Origin of the sequence: Paraburkholderia eburnea (genome assembly GCF_002917095.1) — a bacterium.
GTDB lineage: Bacteria > Pseudomonadota > Gammaproteobacteria > Burkholderiales > Burkholderiaceae > Paraburkholderia > Paraburkholderia eburnea.
On record NZ_PQGA01000002.1, the window covers coordinates 400,976 to 421,003 of the forward strand.

Annotated in this window: 16 protein-coding genes, 1 tRNA gene and 1 pseudogene; 13 read left to right on the forward strand and 5 right to left on the reverse strand. The window is 63.7% G+C overall.

Annotation, left to right across the window (positions count from 1 at the left end; translation table 11 throughout):
• The first annotated feature begins 38 nt into the window (after positions 1 to 38).
• The 4 genes and pseudogenes from B0G62_RS06320 to B0G62_RS06335 all read left to right on the forward strand — a co-directional run bounded on the left by B0G62_RS06320 (position 39) and on the right by B0G62_RS06335 (position 2,685).
• The gene (locus B0G62_RS06320) at positions 39 to 860 is read left to right on the forward strand and encodes a GntR family transcriptional regulator (RefSeq protein ID WP_103703312.1); all 822 of its coding nucleotides are present in this window, start codon (positions 39 to 41) and stop codon (positions 858 to 860) included.
• A 288-nt stretch (positions 861 to 1,148) separates the two neighbouring features.
• On the forward strand, positions 1,149 to 2,111 hold the full coding sequence (locus tag B0G62_RS06325) for a sugar kinase (protein ID WP_103703313.1): 963 nt from the start codon (positions 1,149 to 1,151) through the stop codon (positions 2,109 to 2,111).
• Positions 2,112 to 2,218: 107 nt separating this feature from the next.
• Positions 2,219 to 2,441 (forward strand): annotated as a pseudogene (locus B0G62_RS06330) (FAD-binding protein); the annotation flags it as partial.
• A gap of 167 nt (positions 2,442 to 2,608) precedes the next feature.
• Positions 2,609 to 2,685, forward strand: a tRNA-Met gene (locus B0G62_RS06335).
• A 133-nt stretch (positions 2,686 to 2,818) separates the two neighbouring features.
• Here the strand turns inward: B0G62_RS06335 and B0G62_RS06340 are convergent.
• The gene (locus B0G62_RS06340) at positions 2,819 to 3,916 is read right to left on the reverse strand and encodes an AraC family transcriptional regulator (RefSeq protein WP_103703314.1); all 1,098 of its coding nucleotides are present in this window, start codon (positions 3,914 to 3,916) and stop codon (positions 2,819 to 2,821) included.
• A gap of 215 nt (positions 3,917 to 4,131) precedes the next feature.
• Between B0G62_RS06340 and B0G62_RS06345 the strand changes: the two genes are divergently transcribed.
• The 9 genes from B0G62_RS06345 (at position 4,132) to cdd (ending at position 14,830) form a co-directional block, all read left to right on the forward strand.
• Positions 4,132 to 5,466: an APC family permease gene (locus tag B0G62_RS06345; RefSeq protein WP_407671134.1), complete on the forward strand. Its 1,335-nt coding sequence runs from the start codon at positions 4,132 to 4,134 to the stop codon at positions 5,464 to 5,466.
• A 60-nt stretch (positions 5,467 to 5,526) separates the two neighbouring features.
• Positions 5,527 to 6,915, forward strand: coding sequence for an aspartate aminotransferase family protein (locus tag B0G62_RS06350; protein WP_103703315.1), 1,389 nt, complete (start codon positions 5,527 to 5,529; stop codon positions 6,913 to 6,915).
• A 12-nt stretch (positions 6,916 to 6,927) separates the two neighbouring features.
• Entirely contained in the window at positions 6,928 to 8,352 is a 1,425-nt protein-coding gene (locus B0G62_RS06355; RefSeq protein ID WP_103703316.1) for an aldehyde dehydrogenase family protein, read from the forward strand.
• A 424-nt stretch (positions 8,353 to 8,776) separates the two neighbouring features.
• The gene (locus tag B0G62_RS06360) at positions 8,777 to 9,661 is read left to right on the forward strand and encodes a nucleoside-specific channel-forming protein Tsx (protein ID WP_244193124.1); all 885 of its coding nucleotides are present in this window, start codon (positions 8,777 to 8,779) and stop codon (positions 9,659 to 9,661) included.
• Positions 9,662 to 9,702: 41 nt separating this feature from the next.
• Complete coding sequence (locus B0G62_RS06365; RefSeq protein ID WP_103703317.1) at positions 9,703 to 10,977, forward strand: NupC/NupG family nucleoside CNT transporter; 1,275 nt, start codon at positions 9,703 to 9,705, stop codon at positions 10,975 to 10,977.
• A 12-nt stretch (positions 10,978 to 10,989) separates the two neighbouring features.
• Positions 10,990 to 11,775 (forward strand): deoxyribose-phosphate aldolase, encoded by a 786-nt coding sequence (deoC, locus tag B0G62_RS06370; protein ID WP_103703318.1) that lies wholly within the window; start codon positions 10,990 to 10,992, stop codon positions 11,773 to 11,775.
• Positions 11,776 to 11,833: 58 nt separating this feature from the next.
• Positions 11,834 to 13,153 (forward strand): thymidine phosphorylase, encoded by a 1,320-nt coding sequence (gene deoA, locus B0G62_RS06375; RefSeq protein WP_167401191.1) that lies wholly within the window; start codon positions 11,834 to 11,836, stop codon positions 13,151 to 13,153.
• 15 nt (positions 13,154 to 13,168) lie between these two features.
• Entirely contained in the window at positions 13,169 to 14,392 is a 1,224-nt protein-coding gene (locus B0G62_RS06380) for a phosphopentomutase (protein WP_103703319.1), read from the forward strand.
• A gap of 36 nt (positions 14,393 to 14,428) precedes the next feature.
• Complete coding sequence (cdd, locus tag B0G62_RS06385) at positions 14,429 to 14,830, forward strand: cytidine deaminase (RefSeq protein WP_103703320.1); 402 nt, start codon at positions 14,429 to 14,431, stop codon at positions 14,828 to 14,830.
• A 39-nt stretch (positions 14,831 to 14,869) separates the two neighbouring features.
• Here cdd and B0G62_RS06390 read toward each other — a convergent pair whose 3' ends face one another.
• The 4 genes from B0G62_RS06390 to B0G62_RS06405 form a co-directional block, all read right to left on the reverse strand.
• On the reverse strand, positions 14,870 to 15,598 hold the full coding sequence (locus B0G62_RS06390; RefSeq protein WP_103703321.1) for a DeoR/GlpR family DNA-binding transcription regulator: 729 nt from the start codon (positions 15,596 to 15,598) through the stop codon (positions 14,870 to 14,872).
• Positions 15,599 to 15,835: 237 nt separating this feature from the next.
• Positions 15,836 to 16,846: a zinc-dependent alcohol dehydrogenase family protein gene (locus B0G62_RS06395; RefSeq protein ID WP_208624210.1), complete on the reverse strand. Its 1,011-nt coding sequence runs from the start codon at positions 16,844 to 16,846 to the stop codon at positions 15,836 to 15,838.
• Positions 16,847 to 16,887: 41 nt separating this feature from the next.
• Positions 16,888 to 17,796, reverse strand: coding sequence for a LysR family transcriptional regulator (locus B0G62_RS06400; protein ID WP_103703323.1), 909 nt, complete (start codon positions 17,794 to 17,796; stop codon positions 16,888 to 16,890).
• A gap of 85 nt (positions 17,797 to 17,881) precedes the next feature.
• Positions 17,882 to 19,921, reverse strand: a complete 2,040-nt coding sequence (locus B0G62_RS06405; protein ID WP_244193125.1) for a 2Fe-2S iron-sulfur cluster-binding protein — start codon at positions 19,919 to 19,921, stop codon at positions 17,882 to 17,884.
• Positions 19,922 to 20,028: the final 107 nt, after the last annotated feature.

Consider the following 20,028-nt stretch of genomic DNA (forward strand, 5'->3'; position numbering starts at 1 on the left):
GGCGCGACCGCTCTTGTCAGATCCTGCACCCCACGCCGATGAAAACTGCCCTCGCGGACGCCGCTCCTACCGGCCCCTTTTCTGCCGACACGCCACGCCCGAAGCGCCGGGCGGGGCGTGCCGCCGCACCGTCGACGCTCCCTGATTTGACGGCAGTGATATCGCTCGATTCGCACGAACCCATCAGCAAGCAGATTTTCCGCGCGTTGCGCCAGGCGATTTTTGTTGGACTGATGCCACCGGGAACGCCGCTGTCCGAAAAGGAAATTGCTGAAAAGTTCGAGGTATCCCGACAGCCGGTGCGTGAGGCGTTTATCAAGCTGGCGGAAGTCGGCGTATTGCAGATATTGCCGCAGCGGGGCACCTTCGTGAAGAAAATCTCGCCTCGCAAGGTACGCGAGGGCCGGTTCATCCGGGAAGCCATCGAATCAGCCGTGGTTCGCAAGGCGGCTGACTCGATTACCGATGCGCAGTTGCAACTCCTTGGTGAAAACCTGCGCGAGCAGCGCCTTGCGGCCAGGTTGAATGACATGCCGGCGTTCCTTGCACTAGACGAATCATTTCACCGTTCAATCGCCCAGGCGATCGACTGTGCCGCGGCTTGGGATACGATCCAGGACATCAAGGCCCAGATGGATCGCGTGCGCTATTTGAGCCTGCCTGACGTATCGCCGCTCGAACTGGTAATCAGGCAACACGCGAAGATTCTCGCCGCGTTGCGCGCTCACGATCCGGGTGCGGCGGAAGATGCGATGAGGGTGCACCTGCGCGAAATCCTCGAATCCCTCGGCCCGATTGCGGCGCGCAACCTGAACTGGTTCGAGGCAGACGAGCCCGAGCGCGTACCGCTTGCGGTCTAGATCGGCGGTTTGCCCAGCGGCGGAAGTCGGCTGGAATGACGCTTACTCTGAAGCGGACCGTTTGCCGTTGCGTCGGCGGCGGCGGTTCGCACCAATCTGTTTGTTTGTGCGTGTCTATTTGCGCGACGACTGATTGGTTTTCCCACCAGGGTGTTTGTCCCGCAAGCAAGTCAATAGCTTTGTAGCGGGAAAGATTGCGATTCGATATTAGCGGCTAACGACGGTTAAATAAGCGTCAAAACTTCTGAGTGTAAAAATATCAGGATTCCTGATTATAGGAGAAAGCACATGGTCAATGCGCCCAACATCGTCACTTTCGGCGAGGCAATGGCGCTCTTTGTAGCATCGGAATCCGGGCCGCTGTCAAGAGTAAGCGCCTTCGCCAAACGTGCTGCAGGAGCTGAGCTCAATGTCGCGATCGGGCTTGCCCGGCTTGGCCACCGGGTCGGCTGGATCAGCCGCCTGGGCCGGGATTCGTTTGGCCAGTTCATTCTGGATACCCTGGCCGCCGAAAATATCGACGCGGCCTGCGTCACGATCGACGAACACCATCCAACCGGGATGATGCTCAAGGATAAGTGCGATGACGGTTCCGATCCGAAGACGGAATATTTTCGCAAAGGCTCGGCGGCCAGCTTTCTTTCCGTGGATGACTATGTGCGGGAATACGTTCTGGGTGCCCGGCATCTTCACCTCACCGGCATCTCGCCAGCGCTGTCATCATCGGCCAGGGAGTTTTCATTTCATCTGGCGAGCGAAATGAGAGCCGCTGGCAACACCATTTCCTTCGATCCGAACCTTCGTCCTTCCTTGTGGCCTTCCCGTGAGGAAATGGTCGAAACGCTCAATGCGCTCTCGGCGTACGCAGACATTGTCATGCCGGGGTTGGGTGAGGGGCGCATTCTGACCGGCCGCGAGCATCCAGAGAGTATTGCCGATTACTACCTGGAGCGTGGGGCGAAACTTGTCGTCGTAAAACTGGGCGAGGCCGGTGCATATTTCAGGACTGAATCTGCTTGCGGGATATCACCTGCCGTCGCCGTGCCGAAGGTCGTGGACACCGTGGGCGCAGGAGATGGATTCGCAGTGGGGGTGCTGAGCGCGATTCTCGAAGGCAGGACAGCAGAAGCAGCCGTGGCTCGCGGAAACTGGATTGGATCGCTAGCGGTCCAGGTGATCGGCGATTCGGAAGGGCTTCCTGGACGCGAGGCGCTCATGAAGTATGAGGCCGCCGGGCCGAAAATCGTATGACCCGTTGCGCTCTTCTCGAAGGCGTATGCGGGCTGGAAGCGACGGGGCATCGCTGACTATCGAGCGATGTATGCAGCGAGTTCACCCAAAGGATGGCGGGCGAAATCAACGACTACCAGGTCGGCCAAACCGGCAAGATCGTTGCGCCGCAGCTATACATCGCGGTGGGTATCTCGGGCGCGATCCAGCACCTGCCTGGCCGACATGAAAGACTCGAAGGTCATCGTCGCGATCAATAAGGACGCGGAAGCGCCGATCTTCAGCGTGGCCGACTACGGCCTTGTCGGCGACCTGTTCACAGCCGTTCTGGAGTTTGCGGGCACCCTTTAAGGGTACAACGGTGCTCGAGCGTGAACGGGGTTTTGTGGGCGCGCTGGCAGGCCGGACGGAGCAGCGGGCATCTCAATGCTTGTCCCGCTGCCTTGGGAAAGTCGGCTGGCGACCCATCTCCTGGTTTTTTGTTTGCCTTTGTTGTCCGGTTCGCTTATAATCTCAATCGCGGGGTGGAGCAGTCTGGCAGCTCGTCGGGCTCATAACCCGAAGGTCATAGGTTCAAATCCTATCCCCGCAACCAACATCAAAGCCCGCTCTGCGAAAGCAAGCGGGCTTTCTGTTCTGGCCCGCTCGTGAGCATCGCTTTTTTCATTGGCCCGCCATCACACAACTTGCTCCTTTGCGCCAATTGCTTCGCATACCGAAGTATTGGGCTATTCTGTCTGATTGCCGTCATCACCCCGCGGAGCGCGCCCCGTCCAGCGCCGGAACGCATGACGAAAGCTGCGCGGCTCGCTATAGCCCAGCCGTTCAGCAACAGCGGCAACCGTGAGCGCATCGTCATCCAGCAACAGAATCGCCGTTTGACGGCGCACGTCGTCGAGCAGCGCCTGAAACGAAAGCCCATCTTTCTCCAACCGCCTGCGCAGCGTGCGCTCGGTCATGTGCAGCGCGCCAGCCAGCGCCGTCATCGATTTGAAGCGCGCCAGGTCGCGTCCCATCAGCTCCTTCGCGCGGTCGGCAAAGCGCGTCCCGATCGAGGCGGCCCATTCGCGTTCGAGGACTTCGCATTGACGATGCAGCGCGTTGAAACTCACTTCGTTCGCGAGTCGCGGCGTTTCCATACCGCTCACGGCGGTAAATACGAGCGCGTCCTCGCTCGCCTTAAAACGTACGCGGCAGCCGTAGTGTTGAGCGTAGTCGGCGGCGTAGTGCGGCGTACGTCGAGCCAGATGAACCTCCGATGGCCAGACCGGACGCCCGACCAGGTCGGAGACGATCAGACGCAGGCTGGAGAGACACATATCGGCCTGAAAGGTCTCGATATCAGGCTCGCCGTTGTAGCGGCCGATCGACACCGTCATGCCGTCTGACGCCGCCCGCGCACGCACGTCGAAGTAGAGACCCATGAACAAGGGAAACTGGCTCATGCAGCCGAATGCCTGCATCACCGAGCCGCTAATCAGCATCGCATAGCCCGCAAGACCCAGCGTCGACACATGCAGCCGGCCGCCGATCGCAAGTCCTATCGACGGACTTTCGCTATGGCGTAAAAGGTTGCGAAAGCAACGTTGTTCCTGATTGCGATTCACATGAATCGTAGGGGAAGCGACCGCGCGCGCTTCGAGGCCGGTGCCTTCGAGCAAGGCGGCATCGTCGATATGGCGCACGCGGCATTCGTCCAGCGCGGCGGCAATCGCGTGGACGGTCGCCGGAATGTCTTCCTGGCGTCCGATTGGATCCCCCAGGCCGAGCGATGAACGCAGGCGGCGCTCCGCCATGCTCTGACTGTGGTGGGATTCGTCTTTCATGGGCTCGCACTTACATATGGTATGTGCCAAACATAGCGGGAATGCGCGTCGTGCGCCAGTGCGAAAGTGCTCCGGTGGCCGTCGCAGTCGCGGTCTTTCGGCCGCGTCCCGTCAGGTGTGTCCGAAAATATCCCCTTATAACGTCCTCTTTTCTCATTCGTTGTCGACTTTTTGTCGTACCACACTCTCTCCTGAGCAACGACAGGAGACGAGCCGTGCAAGAAGAAGTCGGGCATACAGCCAACCCTACGCGAACGCGTCGGCTGGGACTGTTCACGTTGGTGATCTTCGGCGTCGCATACATGCTGCCGATGACAGTGTTCACCACCTATGGTCTCGTCAGCAGTCAGACGAACGGGCATCTCGCCGCCGCGTATGCGCTCACGCTGATCGCGATGCTGTTTACGGCGTGCAGTTACGGGCACATGGCGCGCCTCATGCCGAGCGCCGGTTCGGCCTACACGTTCGCGACGCGCAATTTCGGCACATCGGCGGGCTTCATGGTTGGCTGGTCGCTGCTGCTGGATTACCTCTTCATTCCGATGATCAGCTATCTGGTGATCGGCGTATATATGAAGCAGATTTTTCCGGCGGTGCCGGCGGCCGTCTGGGTCGTCGCCAGCATCGCCATCGTCACGGGGCTGAACGTCTTGGGCATCAAACTCGTCAGCCGCGTGAACCTGATTCTGATCGCAGGCCAGATGGTGTTCATCGCAGTGTTTCTGGCTGCGGCCTCCCGGCTTGCCGTTGTGCACGATATGCCGGTGTCGTTCGCGCTGCCGCATCCCGCCAATGCGAGCGCGATCTTCGCGGGCTCGGCCATCCTGTGCCTCTCGTTTCTGGGCTTCGACGCCGTATCCACGCTCTCCGAGGAAACGCGCGATCCGCGCCGCACGGTGCCGCGCGCGATTCTCCTGTGCACGCTGGTGAGCGGTGTGCTGTTCTTCCTCGTAGCCTTTGTCGGGCAGGTGGTCTACCCGGACTGGCACACGTTCAAGGATCTCGACTCCGCGAGCCTCGAACTCATGCAGCGGGTGGGCGGCAACACGCTGTCCGCGTTCTTCGTGGCCGTGTACGTTGCCGGCTGCTTTGCGAGTGCGATGGCCGGGCAGGCGAGCGTGACGCGCGTGCTGTTCGCCATGGGCCGCGACCAGGTGTTGCCCGAACGGGTCTTCGGACATTTGCACGTGCGGCTGGGCACGCCGGTGCGTGCGACGCTCGTGGTCGGCGCGCTGTCGTTTTCCGCGCTGTTCATCACGCTCGATCTGGCGTCCACGATGATCAGCTTCGGTGCGCTCGTTGCCTTCGCCGGCGTGAATCTGTGCGTGATCCGCAGCTATCTCACGCGCCGCGAAAACCGTCATTTTTCCGGCTGGATCAAGTTCGGCGTGATGCCGGCGATTGGCTTCGCGATGAATGTGTGGCTCTGGTCGGGGCTGTCGCGGCAGACGTTTTACGTTGGCGTGAGCTGGCTAGTGGTCGGGCTTTGCCAGCTCGTGTGGCTGACGCGCGGCTTCACGCGTCCCGCGCCAACGCTGACGATCAGCTAAGACGACCAATTTCATAAGCAAGCAAATACGTTGTTGAACTCATGAAGAAGGAGCAAGACTATGAGCGGTAAGGATACCCAACAGAATTTGCAGGAACTGGGCAAGCGCCATCTGCTGATGCACTTCACGCACGCCGACGCCTACGGCGACAAGGACTTGACGGTATTCGACCGCGGCGAAGGGTGCTGGCTCATCGACCAGTACGGCAAGCGCTATTTCGATGCGCTGGCGGGGCTGTATTGCGTGCAGGTAGGCTACAGCCATGGCGCGGAGATCGGCGACGCCGTGCGCGAGCAGATGGTGCGCCTGCCGTTCGCGACCAACTGGGGCAATGGCCATGAAAGCTCGATCCGTCTCGCGCACAAGCTCGCGACGCTCGCGCCCGAAGGGCTGAACCGCGTGTTCTTCACGTCGAGCGGTTCCGAGTCGAACGAATCGGCAATCAAACTCGTTCGCCAGTATCACCAGGCGCGCGGCGAACCGCAGCGGCGCAAATTCATCGCGCGACGCGTCGCCTATCACGGCACGTCGTTCGGCGCGCTCGCGCTGAATGGGATGACGAACTTCCGTAAGCATTTCGAACCGTTGATGGCGGGCGTGCGTCACGTCAACAACACGAAGCGTTATGGCCGCCCGGTGGGCGAGACCGAAGCGCAGTTCACGCGCTTCCTGCTCGATGAAATCGAATCGTTGATCGTGCAGGAAGGCCCGGACACGGTCGCCGCCATCGTCATCGAACCGCTGCAGAACGCGGGCGGCAGCCTCACGCCGCCGGCCGGTTACGCAGCGGGTTTGCGCGAGATCTGCGATCGTCATGGCGTGTTGCTCGTCGCCGATGAAGTGATTTGCGGCTTTGGCCGTCTCGGCGAATATTTCGGTTCGCGCCGCTACGGCCTGAAGCCGGACGTCATTACGTTCGCGAAGGGCATCGCGTCGGGCTATGTGCCGCTTGGCGGCGTGATTGCAAGCGATACGGTAGTCGACACGGTGCTCAAGGGCCCGCAGCAGATGTTCCTGCACGGCGCGACCTATGGCGGTCATCCGGTTGCATGCACGGCAGCGCTCGCGAATCTCGCGATCATCGAACGCGAAGGCGTGATTGACAACGTGCGCGAAAACGAGCGTTATTTCCGCGCTGCGCTCGATGCGCTGCTCGAACTGCCGTGCGTGGGCGATGTGCGCGGCGACGGTTATCACTATTCGCTTGAACTCGTGTCCGATAAGGAGGCGCGTCGCTGGACGGCGGCCATGAGCGCACAGACTTTTGTGTCGACGGTGTTGGCTCCGGCGCTTTTCGATGCCGGTCTGCTGTGCCGCGCGGGCGTCGATCACGAGGGCACGCCCATCGTGCAGTTTTCGCCGCCGCTCGTGATGTCGCGTGATGAGATTACGTGGTTCGTCGCGCAGATCCGCGACATCCTTACCACTGCCTACGCGCGCGCCGTGTAAGGGGAGCTTGCGATGCGAATGACGCGACAAAGCTTTATCGCGGGCGAATGGTTCGATCCGGATCGCGCGCAGGCGATCGACGTGATCGACCCGTCCAATGAGAAGCCCTATGCACAACTGAAGATCGGCAGTGAAGTCGATGTCGATCGTGCAGTGCGCGCGGCGAAACAGGCCTTCGAAACGTTTTCGCGCTGGAGCGTCGAGCAGCGCGTGGCGCTACTTGAGCGCGTGCTGGCGATCTATCAGCGCCGCTACGAAGAGGTCGCGCAGACCATCAGCCAGGAAATGGGTGCGTCGATAGCGTTCGCGCGCGCGATGCAGGCTGCGGTAGGTACCGCGCATCTAGAACAGACGATCCGCGCGCTGAAGACATTTCCGTTCAGCAAGCAGACGGATTCGATGCTGGTCTCGCACGAACCGATCGGCGTGTGCGCGCTGATCACGCCATGGAACTGGCCGATCAACCAGATCGTCTGCAAGGTGGCGCCCGCGCTCGCCGCGGGCTGTACGATGGTGCTCAAGCCCAGCGAAGTCGCGCCGTTCAGCGGCATCCTGTTCGCCGAAATCCTGGACGAAGCGGGCGTGCCGCCCGGTGTGTTCAATCTGGTGCATGGCTACGGACATGGGGTGGGCGACGCGCTTGCGCGTCATCCCGATGTCGATATGGTGTCGTTTACGGGGTCGACGCGCGCCGGCATTGAGGTCGCCAAAGCCGCCGCCGATACCGTCAAACGCGTGCATCAGGAACTGGGCAGCAAGAGTCCGAACCTCATCCTGCCCGATGCCGATATCGAGCACGCTGTCACGCTTGGCGCGCGCAGTTGCTTCAGCAACAGCGGGCAGTCGTGCAACGCGCCTACGCGGATGCTCGTGCATGTGGATCATCTGGCGATCGCGGAACAGGCCGCCCGCGCCGAGGCGCAACGCACCGTCGTCGGCGATCCACGCGCGGCTCAGACCGCCATCGGGCCGGTGGTGAGCCGGGTGCAGTTCGATCGCATCCAGCAACTCATCGGCACGGGTATCGAGGAGGGCGCGACGCTCGTGGCGGGCGGCCTGGGACGGCCGGAAGGACTGCGCGAAGGTTTCTATGTGCAGCCAACGGTGTTTTCGAATGTGCTGCCGCACATGACGATCGCGCGAGAGGAAATCTTCGGGCCGGTGCTGTCCATCATGACGTATCGCACCGAGGACGAAGCGATCGCGCTCGCCAACGATTCGGTCTATGGGCTGGCGGGCTACGTGCAGTCGACGGACCTGGCGCACGCACGCCGCGTGGCGGCGCGGCTGCGTGTCGGCAACGTCCACATCAACTATCCGGCGTGGAATCCGGCCGCGCCTTTTGGCGGTTTCAAGCGATCAGGCAATGGCCGCGAATATGCGGAATACGGCCTCGTCGAATACCTGGAAATCAAGGGCACCACGGGATACGCGTAAGCGGTTCGTTCGCCGCCGGGCCATGCGCGTGCGGCGAACGGGTTCTCTATTCAGTCACCTCGATCGACGCGATCAAAAAAACGCGCGGGCCTTAAGCACCGTCGCACAGTTCCAATGCGCGCGTTTGACCGGCCGTCGCGCTTCCGCGCGGCCGTCGTCGTTTCTCCCCCTCCAGCCTTGCGCCATCGCCACTCATTCCCACATGCCTCTGGGTTTTCCCTGACTCTGCTAGAACACGCATTTTTGGTAATGTTATAAACATAACAAATCATGTTCCAATGATCTCATATCGATGAGATATTCAAGACAGATAAGGAAGCCGACCGTGGACCCAAGGAGGAGACCGTGGCGCACAGCACCGCACACATCGCAACGCCGTACCTACTCATTCGCCGTTCTGGCCGTATCCGCCGCTGCACTTGCGTTGAGCGCAGCGCAAGCCCGTGCCGACACGCTCGCCGAGACCGGCGGCACGGCGCCTGAGCTGAACACGCCGGTCTTGACCGGCACGCAGCCCGCGCCGTACTACCTGTCGGACTGGCTGCACCAGAGCATCGGTGTGATTGGTTCGAAGGACATTCGCTTCGGTCCGTATCGCACCAACGACGTGTACATCGAGTACGAATATTTCGGCCGCAAGGGTCCGTTCGACCTGTACGGCTATGTCGACGTGCCGCGCGCCTTCGGTGTGGGCAACGGCTATGACACGGGCATCACCAACAAAGGCTCGCCGCTCTTCACGGAGCAGGAGCCGCGCGTCTCCATCGACGATCTGCTGGGCAAGCATCTGGGCTTCGGGCCGTTCAAGGAGTGGTACGCCGCGTTCGACTGGATCTACGACCAGGGGCATAACGTCTCGGGCCGACAGAACACGCTTTACATGGGCCTCGGCACCGATATCGCCACGCCTTTGCCGGTCTATCTCTCGGCGAACCTGTACGTGCGTCGCCAGTGGGAAAACTACGGCGCGGCTAACGCGAACAGTTGGGACGGCTACCGCGCGCAGATGAAGATGGTCTATCCGATCGGCACGCTCAAAGGCGGCAATCTCACGTTCGTGAGCTTTTTCAATTACGACTTCGGCTCGCGCCTAGCCGAAGAAACCGGCGGCAACACGCGCAGCGACACCGCATTCGTCTCGACCAACGTGTTGATCTACGAGTTCAAACACTGGCGCTTCTGGACCGCGGCGCGCTATTTCCACAACGGCGGCCAGTGGAATGGCAGCACGCTGAATTTTGGCAGTGGACCCTTCCAGAACCGCTCGACCGGCTGGGGCTATTACGCCAGCGTCGGGTACCGGTTTTAAAGCCCGTTTTAAAGCAAGCCCCCATCCCTCAAGGATTCGATATGGATATCCTGCGCAGTCTATGCGGCATTCTCGTGCTGCTGGTGTTTGGCTACTGTCTGTCGATGAACCGTGGCGCGGTGCGTCCGCGCACGGTGCTGGCGGCGCTCGCGACGCAGATCGTGATCGGCGCGCTCGTGCTGTTCGTGCCGATGGGCCGTCACGTGCTGGCGCTCGTCGCCAACGCCGTGAATGGCGTGCTCGAAATGGGCCAGCACGGTCTGGCGTTTCTGTTCGGCGGTCTGGTCGGCGACAAGATGTTCGCGCTGTTCGGCGCCGATGGTTTCGCGTTCGGCCTGCGCGTGCTGCCGATGATCATCTTCGTGACGTCGCTGATCGCCGTGCTGTACTACCTTGGCGTGATGAAGTGGATTATCGCGGTCATCGGCACGTCGCTTTCGAAGCTGCTGGGCGTGAGCCGCGCCGAAGGATGCGCGGCGGTGGCGACCATTTTCCTCGGCCAGAGCGAAATGCCCGCGTTCGTCAAGCCGTTCGTGCGCCGTCTTTCGGGGCCGGAGATTTTCGCGGTGATGTCGAGCGGCATGGCGTCCGTGGCCGGTTCGGTGCTGGCGGGTTATGCGGGCCTCGGCGTGAAGATGGAGTATCTGCTTGCGGCCTCGTTCATGGCGATTCCCGGCGGTCTGCTGTTCGGCAAGATGCTGTGCCCGTCGGTCGAGGCGAGCCAGGTGGACATCGGCTCGCTCGAATTCGACGAAAAGCGCGCCACCAGCGTGATCGAGGCGGGCGCTTCGGGCGCGAGCGTGGGCATGAAGATCGCGGTGAACGTGGGCACCATGCTGGTGGCTTTCATCGGCCTGATCGCGCTGCTCAACGCGGGCGTGGGCGTGGTGGCCGGCTGGCTCGGGTTCGCGCACGTCACGCTGCAATCCTTGCTGGGCGCGCTGTTTGCACCGCTCGCGTGGATGATCGGCGTACCGTGGCAGGATTCGGTGGTGGCCGGCAATTTCATCGGCCAGAAGCTGATTCTCAACGAGTTTGTCGCGTATAGCGGGCTGTCGCCGTATCTGCAGGACAGCGCGCACGTCTTGGCGGCGGGGCTGCCGCTGCTTACGCCCAAGACCATCGCGATCGTCTCGTTCGCGCTGTGCGGTTTCGCCAATTTTTCTTCGATCGCGATCCTCACGGGCGGCTTCACCGCCGTCGCTCCGGAACTGCGCGGCGAGGTCGCGCGCTTCGGTATGCGCGCGCTAGCCGCCGCGACGCTCTCGAACCTGATGAGCGCGACGATCGCCGGACTGTTTTTCTCTCTTTCCTGACGGGCTTTTTTCATGGACCAGGCACTGACACGCAACCAGCTCGCCGAGCGCGCATTGCAGGCGTTGCATCTCATCGATCTCACGTCGCTCAATGACGACGACACTCACGCGTCGATCGAAGCGTTGGCCGCGTCGGCGAATACGCCCGTGGGCACGCCGGCCGCGTTGTGCGTGTTTGCGCGCTTCGTGGGCACCGCGCGCGCGGCGCTGACGGCGCAGGGCCTTGCCCTGCCGATCGCGACCGTCACGAATTTCCCTGCTGGTGGGGCCGACCCGCACGCGGCGGCGCGCGAAACCGCCGACGCCGTTGCGCTGGGCGCCGATGAAGTCGACGTGGTGTTCCCGTACCGCGCGCTGCTCGCGGGCGATGCGCAGGTGGGCCGCGAACTCGTCGCGCAATGCCGCGTGGCGGCGGGCGACAAGTGCCTCAAGGTGATTCTGGAAACGGGCGAGCTGCGCGACGCGGCGCTGATACGCCACGCGAGCGAGATCGCCATCGAAGCGGGCGCGGACTTCATCAAGACCTCGACAGGGAAAGTGCCCGTCAACGCCACGCTCGACGCGGCGGCGGCCATGCTCGCCGCGATCCGCGAGGCGGGGCGCACGGTGGGATTCAAGGCGGCGGGCGGCGTGCGCACGGCGCAGGAAGCCGCCGCCTATCTCGCGCTGGCGGAGCGCGAACTGGGGATCGGCTATACGGTGCCCGCGAAATTCCGCTTCGGTGCGTCGGGCTTGCTTGGCAGCTTGCTCGCGACGCTCGGCCACGGCAAGGACGCAAAGCGTCCCGGCGCTTATTGAATGCACATCGCACGCCCATCGAACGCGGCTTGATCGCAAATCATTCGGAGAACACATCATGTTTCTACCTCAGGAATTCGTGCGCAAGGTGCGCGACCGCCAACCGCTCGACAAGCAGGAAATCGCCCAATTCGTCGAAGGCGTGACGAGCGGCCAGGTGACCGAAGGCCAGATCGCCGCCTTCGCGATGGCGGTCTACTTCAACGAATTGCCGATCGACGCGCGCGTGGCGCTCACGCTCGCGCAACGCGATTCCGGCGACGTGCTCGACTGGCGCGCGCTTAATCTGAACGGCCCGGTCGTGGACAAACACTCGACGGGCGGCGTCGGCGATCTGACTTCGCTGCTGCTCGGGCCGATGGTGGCCGCGTGCGGCGGCTACGTGCCGATGATCTCGGGGCGGGGCCTGGGCCACACGGGCGGCACGCTCGACAAGTTCGAATCGATTCCGGGCTACAACGTCGCGCCCGACACCGATACCTTCCGCCGCGTGGTGAAGGAGGTGGGCGTGGCGATCATCGGCCAGACCGCGCGTCTCGCGCCCGCCGACAAGCGCATCTACGCGGTGCGCGACGTCACGGCCACGGTCGAATCGGTATCGATGATCACGGCGTCGATCCTTTCGAAGAAGCTCTCGGCGGGCCTCGATGGCCTCGCGATGGACGTGAAGGTCGGCTCGGGCGCCTTCATGCCGACCTACGAAAAGTCGGTCGAACTGGCGCGCAGCATCGTCGATGTCGGCAACGGTGCGGGCATGAAGACCACGGCCACGCTCACCGATATGAGCCAGTCGCTCGCGCCCTGCGCGGGCAATGCGCTGGAGGTGGCCTGCGCGATCGACTATCTGAGCGGTAAAGCTCGTCCCGCGCGTCTGCATGAAGTGACGATGGCGCTGGCCGCGCAGATGCTGCTGATCGGCAAGCTCGCAAAGGACGAGGCCGATGCGCACGCGCGCCTGCTGGCGGTGCTCGAATCGGGCGCTGCGGCCGAGCGCTTCGCGCGCATGGTAAAGGCGTTGGGCGGCCCGGCCGATCTGCTGGAGCGCCCGCACACGCATCTGGCGCGCGCCGACGTGATCGTGCCGGTGCCCGCGCCGCGCGGCGGGCACGTGGCGCGCGTCGATGCGCGCGCGCTCGGCATCGCCGTGGTGGGGTTGGGCGGTGGCCGCATGAAGACGACCGATACGCTCGATTATTCGGTGGGCCTGTCCGGGCTGATCGAACTGGGCGAGCGCGTGGAAGAGGGGCAGCCGCTGGGCGTCGTGCATGCGCGCAACGAGGACGCCGCGAAGCGCGCCGTGAGCGAGGTGCAGCGCGCCTATACGATCGGCGATGACGCGGGCGCGTTGCCGCCGGTGATTCACGCCTTGCTCGATTGAGCGCGGGAGATCCGGATGCGTGCAATCGTACTGGTGCTGGACTCGCTTGGCATCGGCGCGGCGCCTGACGCCGCGCGTTTCAACGACACGGGCTCGAACACGTTCGGTCATATCGCCGGGCGCTGTTCGCAAGGGGCATGCGACACCGCCGAACGCAGCGGCCCGCTCAAGGTGCCGAATCTGGAACGTCACGGCCTGGCGCTCGCGAGCCAACTGGCGACGGGCACGCTGCCCGCCGGAATGGCCGCGCGGCCTGCGCTGCTGGGCGCGTATGGCGCGGCCTGCGAAGTCTCGTCGGGCAAGGACACGCCGTCGGGACACTGGGAGCTGGCGGGCGTGCCGGTGCGTTTCGACTGGGGTTACTTCTCGCAGCCCACGCAGACCTTTCCGCGTGAACTGCTCGACACGCTCGTGCGTCGCGCGGGCTTGCCCGGTTACCTCGGCGATTGCCACGCGTCGGGCACGGAAATCATCACGGCATTGGGCGAAGAGCACATCGCGACCGGCAAGCCGATCTTCTACACCTCCGCCGATTCGGTGTTCCAGATCGCCTGTCACGAAGACACGTTCGGGCTGGAGCGGCTCTACGCGCTCTGCGAGATCGCGCGCGAGGAGGTCGATCGCTACAACATCTGCCGCGTGATCGCGCGCCCGTTCACGGGTTCGAGCCGCGCCGATTTCAAACGCACGGGCAATCGCCGCGATCTGGCCGTGCCGCCGCCCGCGCCGACCGTGCTCGAAAAGCTCGCGCAGGCAGGCGGGGAAGTGATCGCCATCGGCAAGATTTCGGATATCTACGCGGGCGTCGGTGTGACGCAGAAGATCAAGGCGGACGGACTCGACGCCTTGTGGCGTGCGACGCTCGACGCCGTGCGCGAGGCGCCCGAATCGAGCCTCGTGATGACGAATCTCGTCGACTTCGACCAGCTTTACGGGCATCGCCGCAACGTCGCGGGCTATGCGGCGGAACTGGAGCGCTTCGACGCGCTGCTGCCGCAGCTGTACCCGCTGCTGCGCGAGGACGACGTGCTGATTCTCACCGCCGACCACGGATGCGATCCCACCTGGCCCGGCTCCGATCACACGCGCGAACACGTGCCGCTGCTCGCATACGGCGCGCGCGTTGCACCGGGGAGCCTGGGCGTGCGCGGCACGTTCGCCGATCTCGGCCAGAGCCTTGCCAACTGGTATGGACTGGAACCGTTCGCGGACGGCGTCGCGTTTCTGGAACGCTCCTGAACCGCTTCTGAACCGATCAAACAAGAGGACAACGACATGGAAGCACACACCCTGATCGACGCGGCGAAAGCCGCCCGCGAAAAAGCGTATGCGCCGTATTCGCGCTTCAAGGTAGGCGCTGCATTACATACTAAGGATGGCCAGGTTTTTCACGGCTGCAACGTGGAAAACGCATCGTATGGCCTGTGCAATTGCGCGGAACGCACGGCTTTGTTTTCGGCGATCGCGGCGGGCTATCGGCCAGGCGACTTCGCGACGCTTGCCGTGGTCGCGGAAACGGATGGCCCCGTCGCGCCGTGCGGCGCTTGCCGCCAGGTGATGATCGAACTGGGCACGCCGGCGCTGGAAGTGATACTCGTGAATCTCAAGGGCGACGTGCGCGTGACGAGCGCTGACGCCTTGCTGCCCGAAGCGTTCTATCTGAAGCCGGCGGAATAAAGTCGTCAACCCGTGCGGTGGCGCGTGCGCGCCGCCGCATCAAACGGCGCGCTCGCGCAGCGTCTGCCCCTGCTCGGTGATGATCGAATCGAATTCGCCGATCTGCGAGAAACGCGCTGCCTTCACCACCCCGAACTTGCTGCTGTCGATGACCAGATGCCGCTCCACGGCGCTCTGCATCGCGGCCTGCTTGATGGCCACTTCGTGAAAATTCCAGCAGGTCACGCCGCGCGTCTCGTCCACGCCGCCCGCCGAAATAAAGGCCTTGTTGATGCCCATGCGGCGCAGGATATCGAGGGTTTCATCGGCGGAAAACGAATCGGACGCGCTCACGTAGAGGCCGCCTAGCAATATCATGCGCACATTGGGTTTGCGCCGAAGAATCTCCGCGACGTTGAGCGAATAGCACACCACGGTCACGTGCAGATCGGCGCGAATCAACCGTGCGAGCGTGGTGAGCGTCGTGCCGCAATCGACGAACAGCGTGTCGTTATCGGCGATCAGTTTTGCCGCTATGGCAGAGGCTTCGGCCTTGGCTTGCGCAAAATGATCCTTTTCCTGCTCCAGCGAATAACCCGCGCCGTTCTGCACGTCGGTCGCGCTGACGATATAGCCGCGCAGATAGGTGAATTGATCGGGACTTGCGGCAATATCGCGGCGTACTGTCATTTCCGATACGCCCAGCAGCGCGGCTGCATCGCGCAGATGCACGACCTTGTGTTGGGCGATGGCATCGGCGAGTGCGCAAAGACGTTCAGATTTCAGCATGGAAGTCCTGAGGGACTGGATGCGGCGCAGGGCGCGTTCGAGGCTTGAGAATGAAAGGATTATAACAAGAGGAGGAGGGCGGCCCGGCTTCGTTTGTGAAATAGCGCGATAGCGCGCTTGTGTGAAGCAGGCACATTGCGCGCTCGCGAATATAGCAAGGGTGCCGCCATGCACGTGATGGTGTACGAGCCGGGCGGCATCCGCATCGAGTTCGATCTCGCACCGGCCGCGTGAGCGCTAAACCGCACCCTCCACGATATCGACGACGACCTTGCCTTCTGCCTGTCGCGTTTCCACGAGCGCATGCGCGGCGTCGACATTCGCCAGCGTGAAGCGCCGCGCATCGAGCGTCACATCGATCTTGCCTTGCTCCGCGAGCTTGCTGGTCTCGCGCAGGATCTGGCCATGCGCCGCGCGGCCTTCGCCGCTGAGCAGCGGCAGCAGCGTGAACACGCCCGAGTAACTGGCGGCGCGAAACGAGAGCGGCGCTAGCGCATGGGTGCCCCAGCCGAGCGCGCTGACGACATGACCGAAGCGCGCCACGGCATGAAAGGCACGGTCGAGACTTTCGCCACCCGCCGTGTCGTACACCACGTCGAAGCCGCGCCCGCCCGTGTAGCGCGCGACGAGATCCTTCATGTCGGACGCCGCCGCGCTATCAATAATTTGGATGCCGAATCGATTGAGCATCGCGTGGCGTGATGCGCCTGCCGTGGCGAATACCGCCGCTCCCAGCGCCTTCGCAAGTTGAATGGCCGCCTGGCCCACTGCGCCGGTGCCCCCCAGTACGAGCACGGTCTGACCGGGCTGCACGCGCGCGCGATCGACCAGTCCTTCCCATGCGGTGATGAACGCGAGCGGCAACGTGGCCGCTTCGCGCAAGCTCAGGGTCGAAGGGGCCGGCGCAAGCAGCCGCGCATCGACGGCAGCGAATTCAGCCAGCGATCCTTGCACGCCGCCGACGCCGCCCGTCATGCCATATACCTTGTCGCCGGGTCTGAATCCGGTGACACCGTTGCCCACTTCCACGACTTCGCCCGCGGTGTCGATGCCGAGGATCGCCGGCAACGGGTGTTGCGCATGGCCGGCCGCACCGCGCCGGATCTTGGTGTCGAGCGGATTCACCGCGCTCGCGTGGATGCGCACGAGCACGTCGCCTGCACCGGCATAAGGGCGCGGCACGTCGGTGAGCGTGAACGGCGCATTGGGCGCGGCGAGCAGCGCGGCTTTCATGGTGGTGGGTGACATGACCTATCCGGATGGCGCCGTAAGGGGCGGCGACCAGGGGTTTAACGAAGCGGGTTTAACGAAGCATTCGCGCGCAGGCGCTCGATCGCCAGATCGAGGAACGCGCGCACCTTGCGCGTGGCGTGACGGCCCTCGCGGTGCAGCACGTGAATCGGCAGCGGCTGCGGCTCGTAGTCGGCCATCACGACCTGCAACTGGCCGGCTTCGAGCTGGCGCGCGACCTGATACGAAAGCGCCTGGGTGAGGCCGAAGCCATCGATGGCGGCGCTAATGGCGGAATCGTTGGTCGTGGTGGATAAACGCGCGCGCTTTTGTGCTGTCATGCGCGGCGCGCCCGCGCCGAAGCGCCATTCGGGCAGCGACGACGCGCCGCTCACGGTAATCAGCACATGTCCTTCGAGTTGATCGGGTCGCGGCGGCACGCCGTGCTTCTCCAGATAGTCCGGCGATGCGACGACCACGCGCCGCACGCTGCCGACGCGCACCGCCTGCATCGACGAATCGGCCAGTTCGCCGATACGCACGCCCACGTCGATACCTTCGTCGATCAGATTGACCACGCGGTCGAGAAACCAGCAGCGCACGTCGGCCTCGTCATACGCGCGCAGATATTCGAGCACAACGGGCATGACGAAGATACGTCCGAACAACACGGAAGCAGTAATGCTCAGGAGTCCTCGTGGAACTTCCAGGCTACCGGCGACGGCATGGTCGGCTTGCTCGATATCGCTGAGAATGCGCCGACAGCTTTCGGCATAAGCCGCACCGGCTTCGGTCACGCGCACGACGCGCGTGGTGCGCGTGAGCAGGCGCACGCCGAGCGTATCCTCAAGCTCGCTCACGATGCGCGTGACGACCGAGGGTGAGACCTTGAGCTTGCGCGCGGCGGCGGCAAAGCCGCCGGTATCCACCACTGAGAGGAAAGCGGTCATCGCCTGCAGACGGTCCATGGCGCGGGGTCCGCGCGAGGGCGGAACGAGGGTGACAGGTGCCCGCAGTATACAGTGGGGTGTCATCGTCGCGTGGGCCATGCCGTTACAGATCGAGCACCAGCGGGGCCGCTGCGCCGTCGTCGCCGGCCGCCGGCACCGCGCAGCAGATCAGGGCTTCATGCTCGCCGACGGCCGCGGACGGCGGCTGATCCGGGTAGGCGACTGCGCCTTCCAGAACGCGAGTGCGGCAGGTTCCGCAACTGCCGCCCCGACAACTGAATTCGGGCGCGAGACCATTCGCTTCGGCGAGGTCGAGCAACGTGCCGCTGGTTTGCGGTGTCCACCGCGCGTCCTTTGCGGCGCGCGCGAAACGTACCGGTATCTCGACGCTCGCAGCGGCGCGCGGCGGCGTGGCCGGTTGCGCGCCGGGATCGGACTGGCGCTTGAGCGCGGCGGGGCCGAACGCTTCGGCATGAATGCGCGTATCGGCGATATTCAGGCCGCGCAGGCCGTCGTAGAGCGATTGCATGAAGCCACCAGGACCGCACAGATAAAAGTCGTAGTCGTTGAACGGCAGCACTTCGCTGAGCATGGCCATGTCGATGCGACCGAGCGCCTGATAGTCGCGACCCGCCAACGCATCCGTCGAATCGCTGAGCACGTTGACGAGCGTGACCGAGCCGCCCGACGCGCGCACGAGCGCCTGGAGTTCCTCGTCGAAGGCGCGCTCCGCTTTCGTGCGGGCCGCGTAGACAAACCACGTCGGGCGGATGCCGCGCGTGCGCAGCCCTTCGTAGATGAGATGGCGCAGCATCGCGAGCATCGGCGTGACGCCCACGCCCGCCGCGAGCAGCACAGCCGGTCTGGTTGCGTGCGCATCGATCGTGAATTCGCCTGCGGGCGCACGCGCCTCGATGCGGTCCCCGACTTTTAGCGTGTCGTGCAGATAGCTCGACACGCGGCCCTCGCGCTTCACGCTAATGCGGTACTGGCCGTCCGAAGGCGCGACCGAAAGCGTATACGTGCGCAGCGTGGGCTTCGTGTCGCCGGGCAGTGTCACGCGGATAGGCAGATGCTGGCCGGCTTCGTGGCGCACGAGGCCCGCTCCGTCGGCGGGTTGCAGATAAAACGAGCGGATCGTGCGGCTTTCGTCGGCGATGCGCGCGACCGTGAACGGCCGCCACGTGTTGACCAGCGCCTGCGCCTTCATGCGCTCAGCGGCTTCGAACCAGTCGCCCGTCAACGCGGCATTGGGCGACGCGCCGTCGGCGCGCGAAGCCCAGCGCAGCGGTAGCGCCGCCGCGCGATAGATCACGCGCTGCGGCGTGAAGCGCCACAGGCGTTCCGCACCCTGAAAAGCGGCGGTTTCCGCTGAATCCATCAGCACCTCGGCGGTACCCGTCAATTGCAGCAGATCGCCCGTGGCGTAGTCCACGAACACGAGTCCGGCGCGCGGATTGACCAGGATATTGCCGAGCGTGTTGAAGAACAGATTGCCCGCGAAGTCGGGCACCGTGAAGACGCCATGCTCGTCCACGCGCACGAAACCGGCCTTGCCGCCGCGATGGGAAACGTCCACCTGGCGATGCCCGTCCTCGCGATCGACATAGGTGGCGACGAAGAACGAATCGGCGCGCGCGACGATGGCGCGCGCACGCTCGTCGAGACGATCGCTCACAACCGGCGCGAGTTCGCTGCGCAGATCGGGATCGCGCACGAACTGCGCGTCGCGCTGAAAGATGTATTGTGGGCAGTTGCCGTAGCTGTGCTCGACCAGCACGTCAAAGCCCACCGGTGTGCTTTGCGCCGCGCGTTGCACGGTGCCATTGAGGCGGTTGCGGCGGCGCGTCGGCAACTCGATGCCGAGCAGGGCGAGCGCCGCCCCGTCGTGCATGCCCGCATCGCCGGGATCGTCCGGATCGTGGTCGAGATCGACATGCAGATGCTTTTCGTCGGGTGCCTGCAGAAAGCCGGGGTGGTGCGCGCGCACCGTCGCCCACACATCGCCGGCGGGATCGACGGCGCCCAGCACCACGAACGGCAATTGCGGATAGAACTGCCGATGCTGTTCGATCAGATGATCGCGCAGATTGCGCCGCCCGACTGCGTCCATGTGTTGCTCGACACCGGCTGCGCGCTGCATCGCAAGCTCCCCGGCGTGCCACGGCGAGGGCGCGGGAGTGCTGGCAGTACCAACAGAAGCGGTTGTGGTGTCCATGGTCGGATGTCTCTGGTCGGGCGGCTGTTCGG

Coding starts and splice junctions, on each gene's coding strand:
- B0G62_RS06340 (WP_103703314.1), bottom strand. CDS start 3,916: ATGAAAGACGAATCCCACCACAGTCAGAGCATGGCGGAGCGCCGCCTG.
- B0G62_RS06395 (WP_208624210.1), bottom strand. CDS start 16,846: ATGTCACCCACCACCATGAAAGCCGCGCTGCTCGCCGCGCCCAATGCG.
- deoA (WP_167401191.1), top strand. CDS start 11,834: ATGTTTCTACCTCAGGAATTCGTGCGCAAGGTGCGCGACCGCCAACCG.
- B0G62_RS06355 (WP_103703316.1), top strand. CDS start 6,928: ATGCGAATGACGCGACAAAGCTTTATCGCGGGCGAATGGTTCGATCCG.
- B0G62_RS06320 (WP_103703312.1), top strand. CDS start 39: ATGAAAACTGCCCTCGCGGACGCCGCTCCTACCGGCCCCTTTTCTGCC.
- B0G62_RS06380 (WP_103703319.1), top strand. CDS start 13,169: ATGCGTGCAATCGTACTGGTGCTGGACTCGCTTGGCATCGGCGCGGCG.
- deoC (WP_103703318.1), top strand. CDS start 10,990: ATGGACCAGGCACTGACACGCAACCAGCTCGCCGAGCGCGCATTGCAG.
- B0G62_RS06350 (WP_103703315.1), top strand. CDS start 5,527: ATGAGCGGTAAGGATACCCAACAGAATTTGCAGGAACTGGGCAAGCGC.
- cdd (WP_103703320.1), top strand. CDS start 14,429: ATGGAAGCACACACCCTGATCGACGCGGCGAAAGCCGCCCGCGAAAAA.
- B0G62_RS06400 (WP_103703323.1), bottom strand. CDS start 17,796: ATGGACCGTCTGCAGGCGATGACCGCTTTCCTCTCAGTGGTGGATACC.
- B0G62_RS06405 (WP_244193125.1), bottom strand. CDS start 19,921: ATGCAGCGCGCAGCCGGTGTCGAGCAACACATGGACGCAGTCGGGCGG.
- B0G62_RS06390 (WP_103703321.1), bottom strand. CDS start 15,598: ATGCTGAAATCTGAACGTCTTTGCGCACTCGCCGATGCCATCGCCCAA.
- B0G62_RS06325 (WP_103703313.1), top strand. CDS start 1,149: ATGGTCAATGCGCCCAACATCGTCACTTTCGGCGAGGCAATGGCGCTC.
- B0G62_RS06365 (WP_103703317.1), top strand. CDS start 9,703: ATGGATATCCTGCGCAGTCTATGCGGCATTCTCGTGCTGCTGGTGTTT.